Source organism: Thioclava sp. DLFJ5-1, assembly GCF_002020115.1.
Taxonomy (GTDB): Bacteria; Pseudomonadota; Alphaproteobacteria; order Rhodobacterales; family Rhodobacteraceae; genus Thioclava; species Thioclava sediminum.
Map to the genome: position 1 here is coordinate 203972 of NZ_MPZU01000002.1, position 18350 is coordinate 222321.

The window sequence follows — 18350 nt, forward strand, 5'->3', positions numbered from 1 at the left end:
TCGGCCTTATCGGAATGAGAGGCGGCGGGGAGACCTGCCGCCTTTTTCTATTGCGCGGCCCGGGGCAGGTTGCCCCGTGCCAAGTGGAGGCTTTGCCCGGAATAGCCGCGAAGCGGCCCGGGCAGCGCCCGGCCGCCCCCTCGGGCGGGCGCTTGGGGGCTAAGCGCGCGGATCGAGGTCATCCGGATTTGGCCGCGATAAAGCGCAGACCACATGGCGAGGGACGCCCGCCCGGCGATCGGGCGCGGCCCTGCGCTCACCTCACTCCAGCGGCGGCGCGCTGGCCTCGACCACGGTCTCCATCGCGACATAGCTCGAGGAGGAATGGACATGGGGCAGGGTGGACAGCTCCTCCGACATGATCCGCCGGTAATCGGCCATGTCGCGGGCGCGGATCTTCACCAGATAATCGAAACCGCCGGCGATCATGTAGCACTCTTCGACCTCGGGGATCGCACGCACCGCGGCGTTGAACGCTTTCAGTGCGGTCTCTCGCGTATCGCTCAATTTCAGCTCGATATAGGTGACATGGGTCAGCCCCAGCTTGATCGGCGAGATCATCGCGCGGTAGCCCTTGATGAGCCCGGTTTCCTCCATCTGGCGGATGCGCGCGGCCACCGGCGTCTTCGACAAGCCGACCCTGCGCGCTATCTCAGCCACGGGGAGGCGTGCATCGGCGATAAGCTCGTTTAGGATTCGCCTGTCGATCGCATCGATCTCTTCACTCATGGGCTGCAGAGTCTCCAAAAATAAGTCTTAGAGACCATCGCTTAGCAAATCTTTGAGCCAATCGCCTAGGGGAAATCGCATAATATCGGACAATCAGATTTAAGGGAGGATCGCATGGGCGACACGTTCGATCAGTTCACAACGCAGGCGAAATTCGCCGATGAAGCCGCACTTCTGGAGCGCCTGAAGGGCCAAGCCGAACTGAGCGAGAGTGATCGCACGCAGATCTCTGCCCGCGCGGCAAAGCTCGTGCGCCGTATCCGGACCGAAGCCAAACCGACGCTGATGGAGCATTTCCTCGCGGAATACGGTCTGTCGACGCAGGAAGGCGTGGCGCTGATGTGTCTGGCCGAGGCGATGCTGCGCGTGCCCGATGCCGAGACGATCGATGCGCTGATCGAAGACAAGATCGCACCGTCGGACTGGGGCAAGCATATGGGCACGGCGTCGTCCTCGATGGTCAACGCCTCGACCTGGGCACTGATGCTGACGGGGCGCGTGCTCGAAGACGAAAAGCCCGGCATGGCAGGCGTGTTGCGCGGTGCCGTGCGCCGTCTGGGTGAGCCGGTGATCCGCGCCGCCGTCAGTCGCGCGATGAAGGAGATGGGCCGCCAGTTCGTTCTCGGCGAGACGATCAAGGACGCGCTGAGCCGAGCCAAGAAGCTCGAAGATCGCGGCTATACCTACAGCTACGACATGCTGGGCGAGGCCGCCCGCACCGCGCGCGATGCCAAGCGCTACGCGAAGGATTACGCCGACGCGATTGCCGCCATCGCGAAGGTCTGCAAGGACCGCCCCGTGGCCGAAAACCCCGGCATCTCGGTGAAGCTTTCGGCGCTGCATCCGCGCTACGAGGTCGCCAAGGAAGAGCGCGCCATGGCCGAAATCGTGCCGGTGCTAAAGGATCTGGCGAAGGCCGCGAAGGCCGGGAACATGGGCCTCAACATCGACGCCGAGGAGCAGGACCGTTTGGTGATCTCGCTCAAGATCATCAAGGAGGTTCTGTCGGACCCCGAGCTTGCCGGCTGGGACGGGTTCGGCGTCGTCGTGCAGGCTTACGGCAAACGCGCGAGCCTCGTGATCGACTGGCTGGGTGCGCTGGCCGAAAAACTCGACCGCAAGATCATGGTGCGTCTGGTGAAGGGCGCCTATTGGGACACCGAGATGAAGCTCGCGCAGGTCGAAGGCCTGCCGGACTTCCCGCTGTTCACCACGAAGGCTGCGACCGATGTCAGCTACCTTGCCAATGCGCGCAAGCTGTTCAGCTACACCGACCGCATCTATCCGCAATTTGCGACCCATAACGCCCATTCGGTTGCGGCGATCCTCGAGATGGCCGACGGCCGTCCCTACGAGTTCCAGCGCCTGCATGGCATGGGCGAGCGTCTGCACGAGATCGTCCACCGCGAGGAAGGCACCCGCTGCCGCATCTACGCCCCCGTCGGCGCGCATCGCGATCTGCTGGCCTATCTGGTGCGTCGCCTGCTGGAGAACGGTGCGAACTCCTCCTTCGTGCACCAGATCGTCGATGAGGACGTGGCCCCCGAGACCATCGCGGAAGACCCGTTCGTGCAGCTTGCGAATGCCGAGCGTTCGGCGATGCTCAAGCTCCCCTCGGAAGTGTTCGCCGAGTCCCGCGAGAATTCCATGGGCTTCGATCTGACCGACGAGGGCACGCTGGCGCGCATCGACGCGGCCCGCAATGTCGCGATCCCGGATGCGGGACCCCTTGTGGCGGGCGAGGCGACCGGCGAGGCCGTGGCCGTCATCAACCCCTCGACCGGCGAAGAAGTGGCCCGCGTCACCGAGGCCGACGAGGCCTGTGTCGCAGCCGCCATCGACGCCGCGCGTCCTTGGACTGCGCCTGTTTCCGAGCGCGCCGCCGTTTTGCGTCGCGTGGCGGAGCTTTACGAGGAAAACTTCGGACCCTTCTTCGCGGTGCTCGCGAAAGAGGCTGGCAAGAGCCAGCTCGACTCCGTGGGCGAACTGCGCGAGGCGGTCGACTTCCTGCACTACTACTCCGCGCAGGCCGAAGAGAGCGACCCGACCGCACGCGGGATCTTCGCGGCGATCAGCCCGTGGAACTTCCCGCTGGCGATCTTCACTGGGCAGATTTCGGCGGCGCTCGCGGCCGGCAATGGCGTGATCGCGAAACCGGCCGAGCAGACGCCGCTCGTTGCCGCCATCGCTGTGCGCCTGATGCATGAGGCGGGTGTGCCGCGCGACGTGCTGCAACTGCTGCCCGGTCAGGGTGAGACGGTGGGCGCGGCCCTGTCGTCCAACCCGAAGATTGCGGGCATCGCCTTCACCGGCTCGACCGAGACGGCGAAGATGATCCGCCGGTCGATGGCCGACAATCTCGATCCGACCGCGCCGCTGATCGCGGAAACCGGTGGTCTGAACGCGATGATCGTGGACTCCACCGCGCTGCCCGAACAGGCGACGCGCGACATCATCGCCTCGGCCTTCCAGTCGGCGGGGCAACGCTGCTCGGCGCTGCGCTGCCTCTATGTGCAGGAAGACGTGGCCGAGGGTCTGATCTCGATGATCAAGGGCGCGATGGACGAGCTGTCGCTGGGCGATCCGTGGTATCTGTCGACCGATGTCGGCCCGGTGATCGACGGCGAGGCGCAGGCTGATATCGCCGCCTATATCGCGAATGCCGAGAAAGAGGGCCGCGTGCTGCACAAGCTCGACGCGCCGTCCAACGGGCATTTCATCGCTCCGACGCTGGTGAAAGTCTCCGGCATCGAGGCGCTGGAGCGTGAGGTCTTCGGCCCGGTTCTGCATATCGCGACCTATCGCGCCGAGGATATCGAGAAGGTGTTCGCCGCGATCAACGCCACTGGCTACGGGCTGACGGCGGGTCTGCACAGCCGGATCGACAACCGCGTGCAGGAGGTCTCGGACGCCCTGCATGTCGGCAACCTCTACGTCAACCGCAACCAGATCGGTGCGGTCGTGGGCTCGCAGCCCTTCGGCGGTGAGGGGCTGTCGGGCACGGGGCCCAAAGCGGGCGGTCCGCTGTATCTCACGCGCTTCGCGATGGCGCCCGAGGCGTCGTCGAAGAATGGCGAATGGGGTCACAAGGCCGATCTCGATGCGCTGCGCAAGAAGCTGGCGAAAGCGGCAGCGAAGGCCGAGGCGAGCGAGCCGCTCGAAGCGCTCGAACTGCCGGGACCGACGGGCGAGGCGAACACGCTGCGTCGCTATCCGCGCGGGCCGATCCTGTGCCTCGGGCCGGGCGAGGCTGCGCAGGTCGCGCAGATCAAGGCGGTCGAGAAGCTGGGCGGCGTGGCCGTCGGGGCCGATGGCAAGATTGCCCCGGAAGTCCTTGAAACGCTTGAGGATATCGCGGGCGCCATCTGGTGGGGCCACGACACGCGCGCCCTTGTGAAAGCGCTTGCGAAACGCGAAGGCCCGATCCTGACGCTGACCACAGGCGCGGTGCAGAAGGCCGATGTCCTCCACGAGCGGCATCTCTGCGTCGACACCACGGCGGCGGGCGGCAACGCGGCGCTGCTAGCCGGGTAAACCCCGCTAGCCCACATCCTCGGAGGCCACCGACATCGCCTTGATGATCGCGTGGCACGCCATCCCCTCGGTCAGGCCCAAGGCTTCGACCGAGCGGGTGGTGAGCCGGGCCAGCAGATGCTCGTCGCCCATCTTCAGGCGGGCGTAGACGCTGGGCGGGTCGGCGGGGCGCAATTCCGCGACCGTGACGGGCAGGATGTTGAGCGCGGAGAGGCCCTCGGGCCGTCCAACCGCCAGCGTCACGTCGCCCGCATGGATGCGCAGCCGCAGCGATTGGCCGGGCTGGCCTGCCGGATAGGGCAGCAGCACCGGCCCGCTCGCGGTCTCGATCCGGGTCAGCCCATCGTCCTCCTGCGCCTGAACCCGGCCCGAGATCACCGCGCCGGCTTCGCGCTGCCCAAGGGCGGGGGCCAGTGTCGGGTCAGACAGGATTTCGCGCGCCGGGCCGAAGCCGCGGAGGCGTCCGGTCTCGATTAGCGCGATCGAAGTCGCAAGCCGTGCGACCTCGGCGGGGGCGTGGCTGACATAGAGGATGGGCAGTTTAACTTCGTCCCGTAACCGCTCGATATATGGAAGAATTTCCGCCTTCCGTGCGGCGTCCAGTGCGGCCAGTGGCTCGTCCATCAGAAGCATGCGCGGGTTCGACAGGATCGCGCGTCCCAAGGCGACACGGCTCTTCTCGCCGCCAGAGAGCGCGGCGGGACGACGGTCGAGCAGCGCGCCGAGGCCGAGTATCTCGATGATGCGGTCGAACTCCGGCGCGGTCTTGGATGAATTAAAGCGCTGTCCGTAGAGAAGGTTCGATTTCACGCTCAGATGCGGGAACAGCCGCGCGTCCTGAAAGACATAGCCGATGCGGCGCTTGTGGGGCGGCAGGCAGATCCCGGCCTCGGTGTCGAGCAGTACCTCGCCATTCACCACGATCCGCCCCCGGTTGGGCCGCAGCAGCCCCGCGACCGCGTTCACCACCGTCGTCTTGCCCGCGCCGGACGGGCCAAACAGCGCGGTCACGCCCTCGGGCGCGGTGAAATCGACGTCGAGATCTAGCGCGGGCAGGCGATGGCTGAGCGAGATTTCCAGCATCAGTTCTGCCCCGCGATGCGCGCCGCGATCCACCGTGCCAGCCATTCCGAGACCAGTAGCGCGCCAAGCGCGAGCGTGACCGAGATCACCACCAGCCGCGCGGCCTCCGCCTCGCCGCCCGGCACCTGCAATTGCGAATAGATCGCGAGCGGTAGGGTCTGGGTCTGGCCGGGGATGTTCGACACGAAGGTGATCGTCGCGCCGAATTCGCCCATCGCCTTGGCGAAGGCGGTGATGCTACCGGCAAGGATGCCGGGCAGGATCAGGGGCAGGGTGATCGTTGCGAAACTGGCGATGCGCGAGGCCCCGAGGGTGGAGGCCGCCTGTTCCAGCTTTGGGTCCACCGCCTCGATCGCGAGCCGGATCGCGCGCACCATCAGCGGGAAGGCCATGATCCCGGCGGCCAGCGCCGCCCCGCGCCACGAGAAGGCGACCGTGATCCCGATCTTCGCCAGCGCCGCCCCGATCACCCCGTTCGGCGCGAAGCCGATCAGCAGCAGGTAGCCGGTGACGACGGGCGGCAGGATCAGCGGCAGATGCACCAGCCCGTTGACGAGGCTGCGCCCGGGAAAGCGCCAGCGCGCCAGCGCATAGGCCACGAACAGGCCCGGCGGCAGCGAGAGAGCCGTCGCCCAGCCTGCCACTTTCAGCGACAGGACAACCGCTTGCCAGTCGGAGGGCGACAGCCAGCTCATTTCAGCGTCTCGAAGCCTTGCTCGTGGAAGATTTTCGCGGCTTCATCCGATTTCAACTCGGCGTAGAAGCTTTTGGCCGCGTCGGTATCGGTGAGGCGGGCCGCAGGGTAGCGGATCGGCGGGTGGCTGTCCGCGGGGAAGGTCGCCACGACATGCACGCGCGGCTCGGCCACGGCATCGGTCGCGTAGGTGATGCCATAGGGTGCTGCGCCTAGCGCCACCATCGCAAGCGTCGCGCGCACGTTATCAGCCTGCGCGACTTCGGGCGCCACCTTGGACCAGAGCCCGTAATGCTCCAGCGCCGCCTTGCCGTATTGGCCCGCAGGCACCGCGTTCACCAGCGACATTGCAAGCTTGCCGCCATTCAAAAGTTCATCGAAATCCAAATCGGGAGAGATCGTCACCGGCGCGGCCTTCGGGTCATGGGCTATCAGCACGAGGTGGTTCGCCAGCAGGTCCTCTTGCGTCTCGATGCGGCCCGTCTTCGCGACCGTTTCCATCCAGCCGGGATTGGCGGAGATGTAGATGTCCGCAGGCGCCCCGGCGGCGATCTGACGGGCCAGCGCGCCCGAGCCCGCGTAGGAGATATGCGCCACATCGCCGGTCTTTTCTTCCCAGCCTTTCGCCACCTGATCGAGCGCGGTCTTCATCGAGGCGGCGGCAAAGATCGTGACGTCCTCGGCGCGGGCGGGCAGCGCGAGGCTCGCCGGGATCAGCGCAAGGGCGAGGATGCGGGGCAGGGACATGGGGCCTCCTTCGATATGTTCCGCCATACATATTGCAGCGCAGGCCGCCAAAGGCAAGCGCACGGAGGACCGATTGGGGCGCAAAAAAATGGGCCGGCGCATCGCTGCGCCGGCCCGTTCGGGTCGTCTAAGGGAAAGGCTTAGCCGCCCGAGTTTTCGTTTTGTGCGGGCACGGAGGCCTGATCGCCGGACGGGTAGCCCGGACCCATCAGCTCACCATCGACTTCCTTGCCGTAGTAGCCCTGATGCTTGTGGTGCCATTTGTCGAAGGCGTCCTTCACCGTTACGTCGCCGATCTGGCGCGGGTCGTTCGGGCGCGGATGGCTGTCGACGAAGGCGGCCACGTCCCAGGCTTCCTGCACGCTGAGCTTATTCGGCTCCGACAGCGGCATGTTGTGCTTGATGAAGGCAGCGGCGGCATCGACCTTGTGCATGCCCGCCCCCCAGTTGAAGCTGTGCGGCCCCCAGAGCGGCGGGAAGACGACCTTGCCGTTGATGTCCTTCTGGCCCTGACCGTCGGCGCCGTGGCAGACCGCGCAGTTCTGAGCGAAGACCTCTTCACCGCGCTGGCGCGAGGGGTCTTGCGCGGGTTTGTCGATCTTTCCGAAGCCTGCACCTTCCGGTTTCTCGCCCGTGGGCAGGCCCTTGGACATCCAGAAGAAATAGGCCTGCAGGTCGCGATAGACATCCGAGCCATAGGGCGGCGGGCCGCCCGAGGGCGAGCCTTGCGCGTTCATCGAATAGGTGAAGCAGCCCTTGATGCGGTCCTCCATGGTGTTCACCATTTTGTTCTTGCCGCGATATTTCGGATAGACCGGGTAGGCGGCCCACATCGGCGCGGAATAGGCCTGACGGCCCGCGTCGAGGTGGCAGTTCGAACAGGACAGGTCGTTGCCCACGAAGTCATGCGCGTTGGTGCCGGTGTCGTTGAAGATCGCCATGCCGCGGCGCACCGATTTGCCGAAATCGTCATCGGGGATGGTGCTTTCCGCAGGCGGATGGAACAGCGCGGCCTGCTTGCCGTCGCTGCCGCTCTGCGCCGCGGCGGTCTCGGCTTCGCTCTGGTCGCGGGTGGCGCCGGTCAGCCAGCTGGGGGCGAGGCCGAAATCGACGAGGAGCGAGCCCAGCACGACCAGCACGAGGCCGCCGCCCACTGCGAGGATCGCCCGCAGCACGGTTTGCCCGCGGGAGGATTTGGTCTCTCCGCGCGGCGGGATATCGGACGGGTGCTTGTTACTCATTGATCCACTCCTTCACGGACCGGGATGTTGCTCTCCATCGCGGCCAGTTCGGTTTTGTCCATCGCCGGCATCGGGGCGAGCGACGCGAGGTAGTCGGCCACGGCGCGGCGATCCGAGTCGTTCAGGGCCTTGCCGATCCCCGCCATTAGGCCGAGCGGCGAGTTATGGCGCGCGCCGCCCGCCCACATGGCGAGCTGATGCGCGACATAGCTGGGCTGTTGCGCGGCGATCCCGGGGAAGTTCGGCGCGACGCCGACGCCCGAGGGGCCGTGACAGGTGAAGCAGGCCGGAACGCCGATCGACCAGTCGCCTTGTTTGGCGAGCTGCGCGCCGCGTTTGAGATCGCCCTGCAGCGAGGGTTTCGCGCCCGAGGGGCTGCTCATGCTCGCGTAGTAATTGGCCAGCTCGCCGATCTCGCGATCGCTGAGACCCTTCGCGACATAGGCCATCGAGTCGTTGAACCGGGTGCCTTTCTGGAAGTCATGCAACTGTTTGGCCAGATAGGGCGCCGGAAGACCCGCCAGACGCGGCACGGTCTCGATGCCTTCACCCTTGTCGCCGTGGCAGCTTGCGCAGGCCCAGACGGTGTCGGTGCCCTGACCCACAAGCTGGGCGACGCGCTCGGAATCGGCGCCCTGATCGGCCGCTTCGGAGTTCGGCTGCGCGGGCAGGTCGTTGATCAGCCCCGCAAGACCGGCCCCGCCATCGAACGGGTCCTTGTCGCCTGCGACCTTGCGGATATCGGCAACCTCGGGGGCGCTGATCGACTTGGCGTCGTCATTGAGCCCGGTCGCGACATAGGACGCGATTTCGGAAATCTCGGTGTCGCTGAGAACCGAGCCGAAGGCGGGCATCTGGCCCTCATAGCCGTCGCCATTGACGTTGAGCTTGCCGCCGATGCCGCGCATCACGATATGGGTCACGGCTTTCGCGCCGCCCAGCTTCACGACATCCGAGCCGTGCAGCGGAGGGAAGGCGCCAGCCACGCCTTCGCCCGCATCGCCGTGGCAGGTGGCGCAATTGTCGGCGAACAGCGTCTTGCCCGCGTCCAGGTCGGGCGCGGCGGCCTGAGCGAGTTTGGTGCTATCCTCCTTGGCCACCTCTTCTTGCGTCTTGTCGGCAACCTGAACGGCGGTGCTGGTCTGGACCAGCATGATCACCCCCCAGATCGCGAGGGCGATCGCGATCGAATAGACGGGCCACGGGATGCGGCGGGTTTCCTCGAACGGTTCGAAGGTTTCGTCGGGACGCCGGGGATCGGGTTTCTTATCGGTCATTCTTGTCTCCCTGGTCTCAGTTCGAGGCCGTGGTGGCATCGGTCGCGTCGCGTTGCTTTTCGGCGATCAGCGCGTAGCCGTTGTCGCGCAGGCCGTCCTTCGGCGGGGCGTATTGGCGCTTCATGCCCTGCAGATAGGTCACGAGGTCGAGCGCATCCTGCTTGGCCACGATCACACCGGATTTCGGCGCATATTGCGCGGGCAGCTTGACCACCACATCGTCGGGCCCGGCCTTGTCCTTATGCTCGAAGAGGTAGGGGTAGGCGGGCATGATCGACCAGCTCGCGATGGCGCGGGGCTGGTAGAGGTGGGTCAGCTGCCAGGCCTGCGAGGGCAGGCGGTCGCCGATATCCATCAGGTCCGGCCCGGTGCGCATCGTGCCCAGCTGGTGGGGGTCGTCATAGGCATAGTCGCCCGCGACCGAGGCCCGGCCCCAGCCACGTTCGGCATCGGGGGCCTGCGCCAGCGAGCGCGGCTGCTGCGAGTGGCAGTAGAGGCAGCCCATCGAGACATAGACGGCACGTCCGCGCGCCTCGGCCTCGGTGTAGGGTTTGAGCCCCTGCGACGGGCCTTGCGCGCTGATCTGCATGCCCGGCGCGATCACCAGGAACAGGGTCGCGAGCGCAAGGATCGCCAGCGCCGTGATTGCGAGAGGAAGATAGCGGTTCATTCTGCAGCCACCATGTTTTCGGTTTCGGTCTCACGGGTCTTCTTGGCGAAGCCGATCGCGATGAGGTTGATCGCCAGCAGCACGTGGCCCAGCGTCATCAGCCCGCCGCCGAGCGAACGGCCTTCGAGATAGGGCTTGAGCAGGATCACGCTGTCGGCGAAAGGCTTGGTCGCATCGAGCTGGGCGAGGCCCTGCAGGATGCCGCCGATGGTCAGCGAGAAGAAGTAGACGGCAAAGCCGATCACGTTCAGCCAGAAATGCCATGCGATCATGCGCGGGAAGGGCCAGTATTTGCCCGTTGCGCGCGGCACGATCTGGTAGATCGCGCCCATCAGCACCAGCGACACGAAGGCATAGGCGCCCAGATGCGCGTGCGCCACCGTGTAATGGGTGAAGTGGGTGATCGTGTTGACCGAGCGCAGCGCCTCGATCGAGCCCTGGAACGAGGCCAGCGTATACATCACCGCCCCGAAGGAGATGAAGCGCAGCGGCATCGACTCCTTGAGCGCCCAGAGGTTGCTCGCCACCGTGACGTGCTGGTTGATCGCCACCGCGATGACGGGAACGAACATCATCACCGAATGCACGACCGAAAGCGTCACCAGCCAGGTGGGGACGGGGCCGCCGATCAGGTGGTGGATGCCGACCTGGCTGTAGAACAGCGCCAGCGCCCAGAAGCCCACCAGCGACAGCGCGTAGGAATAGACCGGTTTACCGATGATTTTCGGGATGAAGTAATAGGCCGTGCCCACGCCCAGCGGCGTCAGCCACAGGCCCAGAACGTTGTGGGCATACCACCAGTTCATCGTGGCCTGCTCGACGCCGTGATGGACGCCGGGGATGTTGGCGACGATGAACAGCACCGGGAACCACAGCACGCCCGCGAGGAAGTACCAGCCCGAGACATAGATGTGATGGACGTTGCGGTTCTTCGCGGTCGCGATCAGCGGGGCCACGAAGCACGCCGCGCCGGCGGCGAGGATGATGTCGATCTGCCACGGGATCTCGAGCCATTCGAGGCCGTCGGTCCAGCCGTTCGCGATGGCCAGAACGCCGGCCGCCAGACCGATGTTCCACAGCACGATCCCGATCTTCAGAAGGCCCGTCATGCGCAGGTTGGTGCGGAAGATGCGCGGGATGATCCAGCAGACCGCCGCAAGCCCGCCCTGGCTCGCCCAGCCATAGGCGACCGAGTTCAGGTGAACGGTGCGCATCCGCCCGAAGGTCATCTGCGCGGTCCCCGACATCAGGTCGGGCAGGTGGAGTTCGAGCGAGGCGGCCAGCCCGTGCAGCGAGCCGTAGATCAGCCAGAACACCGCCGCCGCGATGAGCCACATCACGACGCTGGAAGAGTTTGCGTCGATGCCGCTGCGGGCGGTGTCGAAATGGTGGGGCTTGTCGGGGTAGTCGATATCCGCGCCCTCGCCGGGCTCGAAAATGGTCCGCGCGTCATCGGCGTCTGGCGTGTGGACCTGCTTGTTCGCGATCGCCCAGATCAGGATCGTCAACGCCAGAAGCGAGATGACGAAGCTGAGCGCGAGCAGCAGGCCGAGCGTTTCGGTGATTTGCATAGGCTGGCTCCGGTGTCAGACTTGACCCGGGCCGAGCCGGTGCGACGCGTGGATGCTCGTCACTGTTCCATTCTCCCTTTAGCCCGGTTGGTCGGTTTGTTTTCATGTCTCTTTCACGAACAATGCACGGCAGCGTGACCAGTTCCCAAACATTCAGATGTGTGCAGATGTCGGGCGCTCCGACCCCCGCTCAGGGACGATCACGACCATGTGGCACGGGGCCGTATGTTCGCGAACGCTAAGGATGGTGCAGTCACGGGGGCGCGACCACCTCACCTCACGCGATGATGAATTTGGTTGAACGGACCCTGCGGCATGCTTTCCTGCGCGGAAAGCGCACGCGTCCGGGTGCGTCATATTTTTAACGCGGAAAGCCGTCGCTGGGGCGCTCGCAATGTGCTCCCGCGGTCCTGATCGGGGCAACGAATGCGTGATCCGTGCCTCACGTTTGCCGTGAGACGGGTTGAAGCGTGGGCCGAAGTTCCAAGGGGAAGGGCGGCGTGCCGATTTGCGGGGCCCGGGAACCGGGCGGGGCCTCGGCGCGATTCTGGTGCAGGAACGGCGACAAGGGCGGCCTCTCGGACCCGCCCACGGCGCGCCGCGACGGGGGCGATGGAAAGGCAGGACGACAGTGGCCACGAAGGAGAATTTCAAGGACCACGCCGCGAACGAGCGGACCTTTCTGGCCTGGCTGCGCACGGCCATCGCGATCGTCGGCGTCGGGCTGACGGCCGCGAAGCTGACCCGGGCGGATATTCCTGGCTGGTCCGATCTCGCGATGGTGCTGAGCGGCGGGGTGGTGGTGATCCTCGCCTTCGTGCGGATGCGGATGCTGCGCGCGCTGATCGACGCCGAGGAAGCGCCGGACGAAAAAGGCACCAACTGGCCCGATCTGCTGCTCTTCGCGCTGGTGATCGCGCTCATGGTCCTGCTCGGGATTTTCATCCTGCATGTCCGCTGACGCCCTTGCATCTTCGCCGCGGCACGGGCTTGATGCCGCCAAAATGAAGGAGGACATCACATGAAACTTCTGCGTCATGGGCTGATCGGGGCCGAGAAACCGGGGTTGATCGACGATCAGGGCGTGATCCGCGACCTGTCGGGGCAGGTGGCCGATATCGGGGGCGCGGTGCTTTCCGATGACGGTCTGGCCGCAATCGGCTCGCTCGATGCGTCGGAGCTGCCTGTCGTGCCGGAAGGCACGCGTCTGGGCGCGCCGGTGGCCGGGATCGGCAAGATGATCTGCATCGGGCTGAACTATGCCGATCACGCCGCGGAATCCGGTGCGCAGGTGCCGCCCGAGCCGCTGATCTTCATGAAGGCCACCTCCGCGATCCAGGGCCCGAACGACCCGATCGTGCTGCCGCGCGGCTCCGAGCAGACCGACTGGGAGGTCGAGCTGGGCATCGTGATCGGCAAGCCCGCGAAATATGTCTCGGAAGAGGACGCGATGGATTACGTCGCGGGGTTCGTGCTCGCCAATGACGTCTCCGAGCGCAGCTATCAGAAGGATCGCGCGGGCCAGTGGACCAAGGGCAAGAGCTGCGACAGCTTCGGCCCGCTCGGCCCGTATCTCGTGACGCGCGACTCCGTGGCCGATCCGCAGAAGCTGGCGATGAAGCTGAGCGTGAATGGCGAGGTGATGCAGAACGGCTCGACCGAGACGATGGTCTTCGGGGTGAAGAAATTGGTGAGCTACCTCAGCCAGTTCATGACGCTGCATCCGGGCGACGTGATCTCGACCGGCACCCCTCCGGGCGTCGCGATGGGGATGGAGACGCCGCGCTTCCTGCGTCCGGGCGACGTGGTGGAGCTGGAGATCGAAGGCTTGGGCAAGCAGCGCGCCGAGGTCGTGGCCGACGCCTGAGGTCAGTCATTGAAGACAAGGGCAGGGCGCGCGGATCTCGCGCGCCCTTTTCCATGGGCGCTTACAGCCGGATCGGGTCGTCCTTGGCGATCCGGTCGAACTCCATCAGAGTCTGCACGAGCTTCGGCATCTGGTTCAGCGGGATCATGTTGGGCCCGTCCGAGGGCGCGGTATCGGGCGCTTCATGCGTCTCGATGAACACGCCCGCGATACCGAGGCTGACGGCGGCCCGCGCCATCACCGGTGCGAATTCGCGCTGACCGCCCGAGGAGCCGCCCTGGCCGCCGGGCTGCTGCACCGAATGGGTCGCATCCATGATCACCGGGTAGCCGGTCTTGGCCATCTCGGGCAGGCCGCGCATATCGGCGACCAGCGTGTTGTAGCCAAACGACGTGCCGCGCTCGGTCAGCAGGATCTTCTCGTTGCCCGTCGAGGCGACCTTGTCGGCCACGTTCGGCATATCCCACGGCGCGAGGAACTGGCCCTTCTTGATGTTCACGACGCAGCCGGTCTCGCCCGCCGCCAGCAGCAGGTCGGTCTGGCGGCACAGGAAGGCCGGGATCTGGATCACGTCGACGACGGCGCCGGCGATCCGGGCCTGCTCGGCGTCATGGATGTCGGTCAGCACCGGGCAACCGATCTCTGCGCGCACCTCTTCGAGGATCTTCAGACCCGCGTCGATTCCGAGGCCGCGCTTGCCCTTGAGGCTGGTGCGGTTGGCCTTGTCGTAGCTCGCCTTGAAGATGAATTGCGCGCCCGCCTGATCGCAGGCGCGGGCCATGTCCTTCGCGATCATCATCGCATGGTCGCGGCTTTCCAGCTGGCAGGGCCCCGCGATCACCGTCAGCGGGCGGTCGTTCGAGACGGTCAGCCCGCCGATTTTCACGTCTTTCATATCTCTCTCCGCAGCCTCGTGACGGGCCGCTCAGGGGTCAGCTCGAGACCTGCTCGCGCAGGACCGAAGCTGTGAGCGACAGCATCAGATAGATGCCCGAGAAGATCAGGAAAGCCAACAGCGTGTTCTCGAAAGCGCGCGGATAGGTAGGCTCGTCCGGGGCGACGGGGCGCACGCCCATCTCCAGATAGCGCACCTGCTTGTTGGCCTCGATCCGCGCGGTTTCCATCTGCTGGGCGGCCGCCGACAGCAGCATCTGCCGGGTCTGCAACTCGCCCTGAGCGATCTGCAGCTGGCCGGTGACGGCGGCGAGCGACTCGCCCCCCGTGGATTGCCGCGCGGTCGTCAGCTGGCCGCGCGTGGTGTCGAGAAGCGCCTGAATGCGCTTGATGTCGCCTTGCACGCCCGCAACCCGCGCCTGATTGGGCCGCGGATTGTCGAGCAGCTGCCCCAGTTCGAGACGCTTCTGCTGCAACTGGTTTTCGAGATTGGCGACCTGACCCATCACCATCGAATTTTCGCTAACGGGATCGAGCACGCCGACCTTTTCCTGCAGCTGCTGCACCTTGGATTGTGCCGCGAAGACCTTGGCCTCGGCATCCTCATAGCTTTCGCGCGCGCCCTTCATCTGGTCGTCGCGCAGCCGCGAGGTCAGCTGGTCCACCTGCTGTTCGGCATAGGAGATCAGCGACTCGGAGAATTTCTGCGATTTCGCCGGATCGGGGGCGACCACTTCCATCTTCACGATGCCCTCGGAGGGGTCGTAGCCGATCTGCACCATCTTGGAATAGAGCCGGTAGGCCTGCTCGTCGGTCGCGTTTTCCGGCAGCCGCTGCAGCGGGTCGATGCTCTGATCCTCGAAGATCTTCTTGAACCCTTGATCGCGGTCGAGCCGCTTCATCGCATCGCGCGATTGCAGATAGGACTGCACCGTGACCGAGTCCTGATTGGTGGCGAGCTGCGTGCCCGAGAACAGCGAGCCCAGCCCGGAATTGCCCATCCCTTCGGCTTTCTGGATCACGAAGGCGGATTTCGTCGCATACATCGGCGTGGCCATCGCGAAGTAGTAATAGGCGGCCATCAGCGTCGGCAGCACCACGAAGAAGCCCAGCCGCGCGCCCAGCAGCATCAGCTTGCGGCGGCGGCGTTTGGCGATGTCGCGCTGGATGCGCAGAATCTCGGCGGCGCGGCGGTCCGCGTTCATTACCTCGGTGGAGGGGACCTGACCCTGCTTGATCGTCTGCGGCAGGTTCACGCGGGTATCGGCGCCCGGCCCGTCGGTGCGCGCCAGCGCCCGCGAGGTCGCTTCCGCCTCGCCGGGTTTCACCAGCGCCACGATATTCGAGCGGTCGAACGGGTCGATCCCGCGGCGGCGCAGGAGCAGCACGGCCTCGAAATCGGAACTTGCCTGAACGCCGTGCTTCTGGGCCATGCGACGCGCGAGCCGCAACTGGCGTCCGGTCAGCCCCTCGGCGCGGATTGCGTCGATTTCTTCCTCGGGGGTGCGCTGGCCCGCGTCGATCACCTCGGAGTCGGTCTGGCCTGCGGTCGGGAATTTCTGATCGCCGAACCCGTCATCCTGCGGCTCGAACAGGTTGGAGGGATCGTCCGGCTGGCGCTGCGGGTGCGGCTTGCGCTGTCGTTGCGGCTGCGGTGCCTCCGCGGAGGGCGCGCTTTGCGCAGCGGAGGCGGCGGAGGCATTGGAAGCGCGCGGCGTGGCCGCCTCGGAGGCGGCGTAGCCCGTGCCCGATTGCAGCGGCATGGCCCCCAGTTGCAGCGAGCCATCGCTCCCCGTGATCACCGGACCATCGCGGCGGATACGGAATTTCGGGGCCTTAGGACTGGTAGTCATACAACCGCTTCGCTTCTTCCAGAGTGTCGAACTGATAAAGTTGCCCGTCGCGCAGCACCGCGGCGCGATTGCAGAATTTCTCGATCGTGGCGGGCTGGTGCGAGACCACGACCACGGTGGAATCGCGCAGCCGGTCGCGCAGGATCGAGCCTGCCTTGCGGTTGAATTCCACATCGGTGGTCGAGGGCATCCCCTCGTCGATCAGGTAAATGTCGAATTCCAACGCCAGAAGCAGGGAAAACGTGAACCGCGCGCGCATCCCCGAGCTGTAGGTGCCCACGGGCTGGTCGAAATATTCCGCGATGCCGGTCAGCCAGCGCGAGAAGGCTTCGACATAGTCCGGGTCGAGCCCGTAGAGCCGCGCGATGAACCGGGCGTTTTCGCGCGCCGAGTGTTTCGAGACGACGCCGCCCATGAAGCCCAGCGGGAACGAGACGCGGCTGGTGCGGCGAATGTCGCCTTCGTCGGGCTTTTCGAGCCCCGCCATCATGTTGATGATCGTGGTCTTTCCGGTGCCGTTGGGCGCGAGAATGCCGAGGCTATGGCCCAATTCCACACGGAAGCTGGCGCGTTCGAGGATCACCTTGCGCTGCTTACCGGTCCAGAAGGATTTGGAGACGTTCTCGAATACGATCATAAGCTCTCGGTCCGGGTCTCCAATTATACGCGCCTCGCCACTAAATCACGGGGGGCGCAGGCTGAGAACCCACCTAACCTTGGATTCGGGCAGGATTATGTTCACTTGGAGGAGGGTTATGCAACGAGGAACACATTGACACCAGAGAGGAAACTATGACCCGACCCGTGCAAGAGGAGATCCGGGCCTGTCGCATCTGCGCGGCGCGGTTCCGGGCGACGGCCACGGGGCATTCTCCGCGTCCTGTCGCGTGGTTCGGGGCGGGTGCGCGGGTGCTGATCGTGGGGCAGGCGCCGGGGCTGCGGGTGCATGAGACGGGCGTGCCTTTCAACGACCGCTCGGGGGACCGTCTACGCGACTGGATGGGCGTGGACCGCGAGACCTTCTACGACACGTCCCGCATCGCGATCGCGCCGATGGCGTTCTGTTTTCCGGGCTATGACGCGAAGGGCTCGGACCTGCCGCCGCCTTTGATCTGCGCCGAGACATGGCGCGAGCGCGTCATGGCCGAGATCGGCCCGGTCGATCTGACCCTTCTGGTGGGCGGTGCCGCGCAGCGCTGGCATCTGGGCAGTCGCAACGTGACCCAGACCGTGATGGCGTGGCGAGACCACGCGCCGCGCCTCTTCCCCTTGCCTCATCCGTCCTGGCGCAATACGGGATGGCTGAAGAAAAAGCCGTGGTTCGAGGCCGACCTGCTGCCGGTCCTGCGCGCGCGGGTGAAGGAGCTGACATGACCCCCTATGACCGCGCCCATGCCGCGATGGAAGCCGAACCCGACAATGAGGCCAAGCGCCTCGCCGTGTTCGACCGTCTCGCCGATGCCGAGCTTTTCCTGCTTCTCGAGGAAGAACCCGAGGACGAAAACATCAAGCCGCAGGTGTTCTCCACCGAAGAGGGCGACTTCGTCCTCGTCTTCGACACCGAGGATCGTCTGGGAGAGTTCGCCGATGGCCCGCAGCCCTATGCCGCGCTGCCGGGCCGGGTGATCGCGCAGCATCTGGTGGGCGAGAATATCGGGCTGGGCGTCAATCTTGCGGTGGCGGACTCGGCGATGCTTCTGCCGCCCGAGGCGCTCGACTGGCTGACCGAGACGCTCGCGCATACGCCGTCGGAAGCGCAGGGCCGTCCGGTGGAATTCACCGCTCCGGGGCTGTCGCCTGCGGTGATCGCGCTGCTGCTGCCCGCCTTTGAGGCGAAGCTGCATCAGCTGGCAGGCATCGCGCAGGCCGCCGTGCTGGGCGGCGTGACCTACGAGGACGGCCACCGGGGCCATGTGCTCGCGGTGATCGGCGCGCATGAGCATTTCCGCGCCGGGATCGCCAAGGCGATGGGCGAGGCGCTGACTTTCTCGGGGCTGGATGCGGGCGAGCTGGACGTGACCTTCCTCGAGCCCGAGGAGAAGGCCGCGCAGCTTCTGCTGGACAAAGGCCTCGTGCTGCATGTGCCCGAGCCGGAAGAGGAAGAGGTGCAGGAGATCGTTCCCGGTTCGGCCCCCGGCATGGACCCGAACAAGCCCCCGAAGCTGCGCTGAGGCGCGCCCGGCGGCGCTC

The 18350-nt window shown here is 65.8% G+C and carries 16 protein-coding genes; 5 read left to right on the forward strand and 11 right to left on the reverse strand.

Annotated features, from left to right (window positions below):
• Positions 1–261 precede the first annotated feature (261 nt).
• Positions 262–729, reverse strand: coding sequence for an Lrp/AsnC family transcriptional regulator (locus tag BMI86_RS08270; RefSeq protein ID WP_075774978.1), 468 nt, complete (start codon positions 727–729; stop codon positions 262–264).
• 114 nt (positions 730–843) lie between these two features.
• Between BMI86_RS08270 and putA the strand changes: the two genes are divergently transcribed.
• Positions 844–4263, forward strand: a complete 3420-nt coding sequence (putA, locus tag BMI86_RS08275) for a bifunctional proline dehydrogenase/L-glutamate gamma-semialdehyde dehydrogenase PutA (protein WP_078540639.1) — start codon at positions 844–846, stop codon at positions 4261–4263.
• A 6-nt stretch (positions 4264–4269) separates the two neighbouring features.
• On the opposite strand, the gene modC is transcribed toward putA, so the two are convergent.
• From modC to BMI86_RS08310, 7 genes are all read right to left on the reverse strand, one after another.
• Positions 4270–5346 (reverse strand): molybdenum ABC transporter ATP-binding protein, encoded by a 1077-nt coding sequence (gene modC / locus BMI86_RS08280; protein ID WP_143594759.1) that lies wholly within the window; start codon positions 5344–5346, stop codon positions 4270–4272.
• Positions 5346–6041, reverse strand: coding sequence for a molybdate ABC transporter permease subunit (modB, locus tag BMI86_RS08285; protein ID WP_078540641.1), 696 nt, complete (start codon positions 6039–6041; stop codon positions 5346–5348). Before modB ends, modC begins: the two co-directional genes overlap by 1 nt.
• A complete protein-coding gene (gene modA, locus BMI86_RS08290) occupies positions 6038–6787 on the reverse strand; it encodes a molybdate ABC transporter substrate-binding protein (protein ID WP_078540642.1) in 750 nt (249 codons plus the stop codon). Before modA ends, modB begins: the two co-directional genes overlap by 4 nt.
• A 140-nt stretch (positions 6788–6927) precedes the next feature.
• Positions 6928–8028 carry a c-type cytochrome gene (locus tag BMI86_RS08295; RefSeq protein ID WP_078540644.1) on the reverse strand — a complete coding sequence of 367 codons (1101 nt, stop codon included), beginning with the start codon at positions 8026–8028 and terminating at the stop codon, positions 6928–6930.
• Positions 8025–9305, reverse strand: coding sequence for a c-type cytochrome (locus BMI86_RS08300; protein ID WP_168173818.1), 1281 nt, complete (start codon positions 9303–9305; stop codon positions 8025–8027). The genes BMI86_RS08295 and BMI86_RS08300 overlap by 4 nt, the downstream gene beginning before the upstream one ends.
• A gap of 16 nt (positions 9306–9321) precedes the next feature.
• Positions 9322–9975 (reverse strand): cbb3-type cytochrome c oxidase subunit II, encoded by a 654-nt coding sequence (locus BMI86_RS08305; RefSeq protein WP_078540647.1) that lies wholly within the window; start codon positions 9973–9975, stop codon positions 9322–9324.
• Positions 9972–11546: a cbb3-type cytochrome c oxidase subunit I gene (locus BMI86_RS08310; protein WP_246831670.1), complete on the reverse strand. Its 1575-nt coding sequence runs from the start codon at positions 11544–11546 to the stop codon at positions 9972–9974. The genes BMI86_RS08305 and BMI86_RS08310 overlap by 4 nt, the downstream gene beginning before the upstream one ends.
• Before the next feature lie 631 nt (positions 11547–12177).
• Between BMI86_RS08310 and BMI86_RS08315 the strand changes: the two genes are divergently transcribed.
• Complete coding sequence (locus tag BMI86_RS08315; RefSeq protein ID WP_078540648.1) at positions 12178–12507, forward strand: DUF202 domain-containing protein; 330 nt, start codon at positions 12178–12180, stop codon at positions 12505–12507.
• A 60-nt stretch (positions 12508–12567) separates the two neighbouring features.
• Complete coding sequence (locus BMI86_RS08320; protein WP_078540649.1) at positions 12568–13413, forward strand: fumarylacetoacetate hydrolase family protein; 846 nt, start codon at positions 12568–12570, stop codon at positions 13411–13413.
• A gap of 61 nt (positions 13414–13474) precedes the next feature.
• On the opposite strand, the gene kdsA is transcribed toward BMI86_RS08320, so the two are convergent.
• The 3 genes from kdsA to BMI86_RS08335 are packed head-to-tail and all read right to left on the reverse strand — an operon-like array spanning position 13475 to position 16797.
• Positions 13475–14308 carry a 3-deoxy-8-phosphooctulonate synthase gene (gene kdsA, locus BMI86_RS08325; protein WP_078540650.1) on the reverse strand — a complete coding sequence of 278 codons (834 nt, stop codon included), beginning with the start codon at positions 14306–14308 and terminating at the stop codon, positions 13475–13477.
• A 37-nt stretch (positions 14309–14345) separates the two neighbouring features.
• The gene (locus BMI86_RS08330; RefSeq protein WP_078540652.1) at positions 14346–16160 is read right to left on the reverse strand and encodes a capsule biosynthesis protein; all 1815 of its coding nucleotides are present in this window, start codon (positions 16158–16160) and stop codon (positions 14346–14348) included.
• Positions 16144–16797 (reverse strand): ATP-binding cassette domain-containing protein, encoded by a 654-nt coding sequence (locus BMI86_RS08335; protein WP_078540654.1) that lies wholly within the window; start codon positions 16795–16797, stop codon positions 16144–16146. The genes BMI86_RS08330 and BMI86_RS08335 overlap by 17 nt, the downstream gene beginning before the upstream one ends.
• A gap of 155 nt (positions 16798–16952) precedes the next feature.
• Between BMI86_RS08335 and BMI86_RS08340 the strand changes: the two genes are divergently transcribed.
• Positions 16953–17534, forward strand: coding sequence for a uracil-DNA glycosylase family protein (locus BMI86_RS08340; protein WP_078540656.1), 582 nt, complete (start codon positions 16953–16955; stop codon positions 17532–17534).
• Positions 17531–18331: an SseB family protein gene (locus tag BMI86_RS08345; protein ID WP_078540658.1), complete on the forward strand. Its 801-nt coding sequence runs from the start codon at positions 17531–17533 to the stop codon at positions 18329–18331. The genes BMI86_RS08340 and BMI86_RS08345 overlap by 4 nt, the downstream gene beginning before the upstream one ends.
• The last annotated feature ends 19 nt before the right edge of the window (positions 18332–18350 follow it).

Excerpts from the sequence above, each read along its gene's own strand:
- BMI86_RS08310 (WP_246831670.1), bottom strand. The coding sequence starts at position 11,546 with ATGCAAATCACCGAAACGCTCGGCCTGCTGCTCGCGCTCAGCTTCGTC.
- BMI86_RS08305 (WP_078540647.1), bottom strand. The coding sequence starts at position 9,975 with ATGAACCGCTATCTTCCTCTCGCAATCACGGCGCTGGCGATCCTTGCG.
- BMI86_RS08270 (WP_075774978.1), bottom strand. The coding sequence starts at position 729 with ATGAGTGAAGAGATCGATGCGATCGACAGGCGAATCCTAAACGAGCTT.
- modC (WP_143594759.1), bottom strand. The coding sequence starts at position 5,346 with ATGCTGGAAATCTCGCTCAGCCATCGCCTGCCCGCGCTAGATCTCGAC.
- BMI86_RS08340 (WP_078540656.1), top strand. The coding sequence starts at position 16,953 with ATGACCCGACCCGTGCAAGAGGAGATCCGGGCCTGTCGCATCTGCGCG.
- BMI86_RS08335 (WP_078540654.1), bottom strand. The coding sequence starts at position 16,797 with ATGATCGTATTCGAGAACGTCTCCAAATCCTTCTGGACCGGTAAGCAG.
- BMI86_RS08300 (WP_168173818.1), bottom strand. The coding sequence starts at position 9,305 with ATGACCGATAAGAAACCCGATCCCCGGCGTCCCGACGAAACCTTCGAA.
- BMI86_RS08295 (WP_078540644.1), bottom strand. The coding sequence starts at position 8,028 with ATGAGTAACAAGCACCCGTCCGATATCCCGCCGCGCGGAGAGACCAAA.
- kdsA (WP_078540650.1), bottom strand. The coding sequence starts at position 14,308 with ATGAAAGACGTGAAAATCGGCGGGCTGACCGTCTCGAACGACCGCCCG.
- modA (WP_078540642.1), bottom strand. The coding sequence starts at position 6,787 with ATGTCCCTGCCCCGCATCCTCGCCCTTGCGCTGATCCCGGCGAGCCTC.
- putA (WP_078540639.1), top strand. The coding sequence starts at position 844 with ATGGGCGACACGTTCGATCAGTTCACAACGCAGGCGAAATTCGCCGAT.
- BMI86_RS08320 (WP_078540649.1), top strand. The coding sequence starts at position 12,568 with ATGAAACTTCTGCGTCATGGGCTGATCGGGGCCGAGAAACCGGGGTTG.
- BMI86_RS08345 (WP_078540658.1), top strand. The coding sequence starts at position 17,531 with ATGACCCCCTATGACCGCGCCCATGCCGCGATGGAAGCCGAACCCGAC.
- modB (WP_078540641.1), bottom strand. The coding sequence starts at position 6,041 with ATGAGCTGGCTGTCGCCCTCCGACTGGCAAGCGGTTGTCCTGTCGCTG.
- BMI86_RS08330 (WP_078540652.1), bottom strand. The coding sequence starts at position 16,160 with ATGACTACCAGTCCTAAGGCCCCGAAATTCCGTATCCGCCGCGATGGT.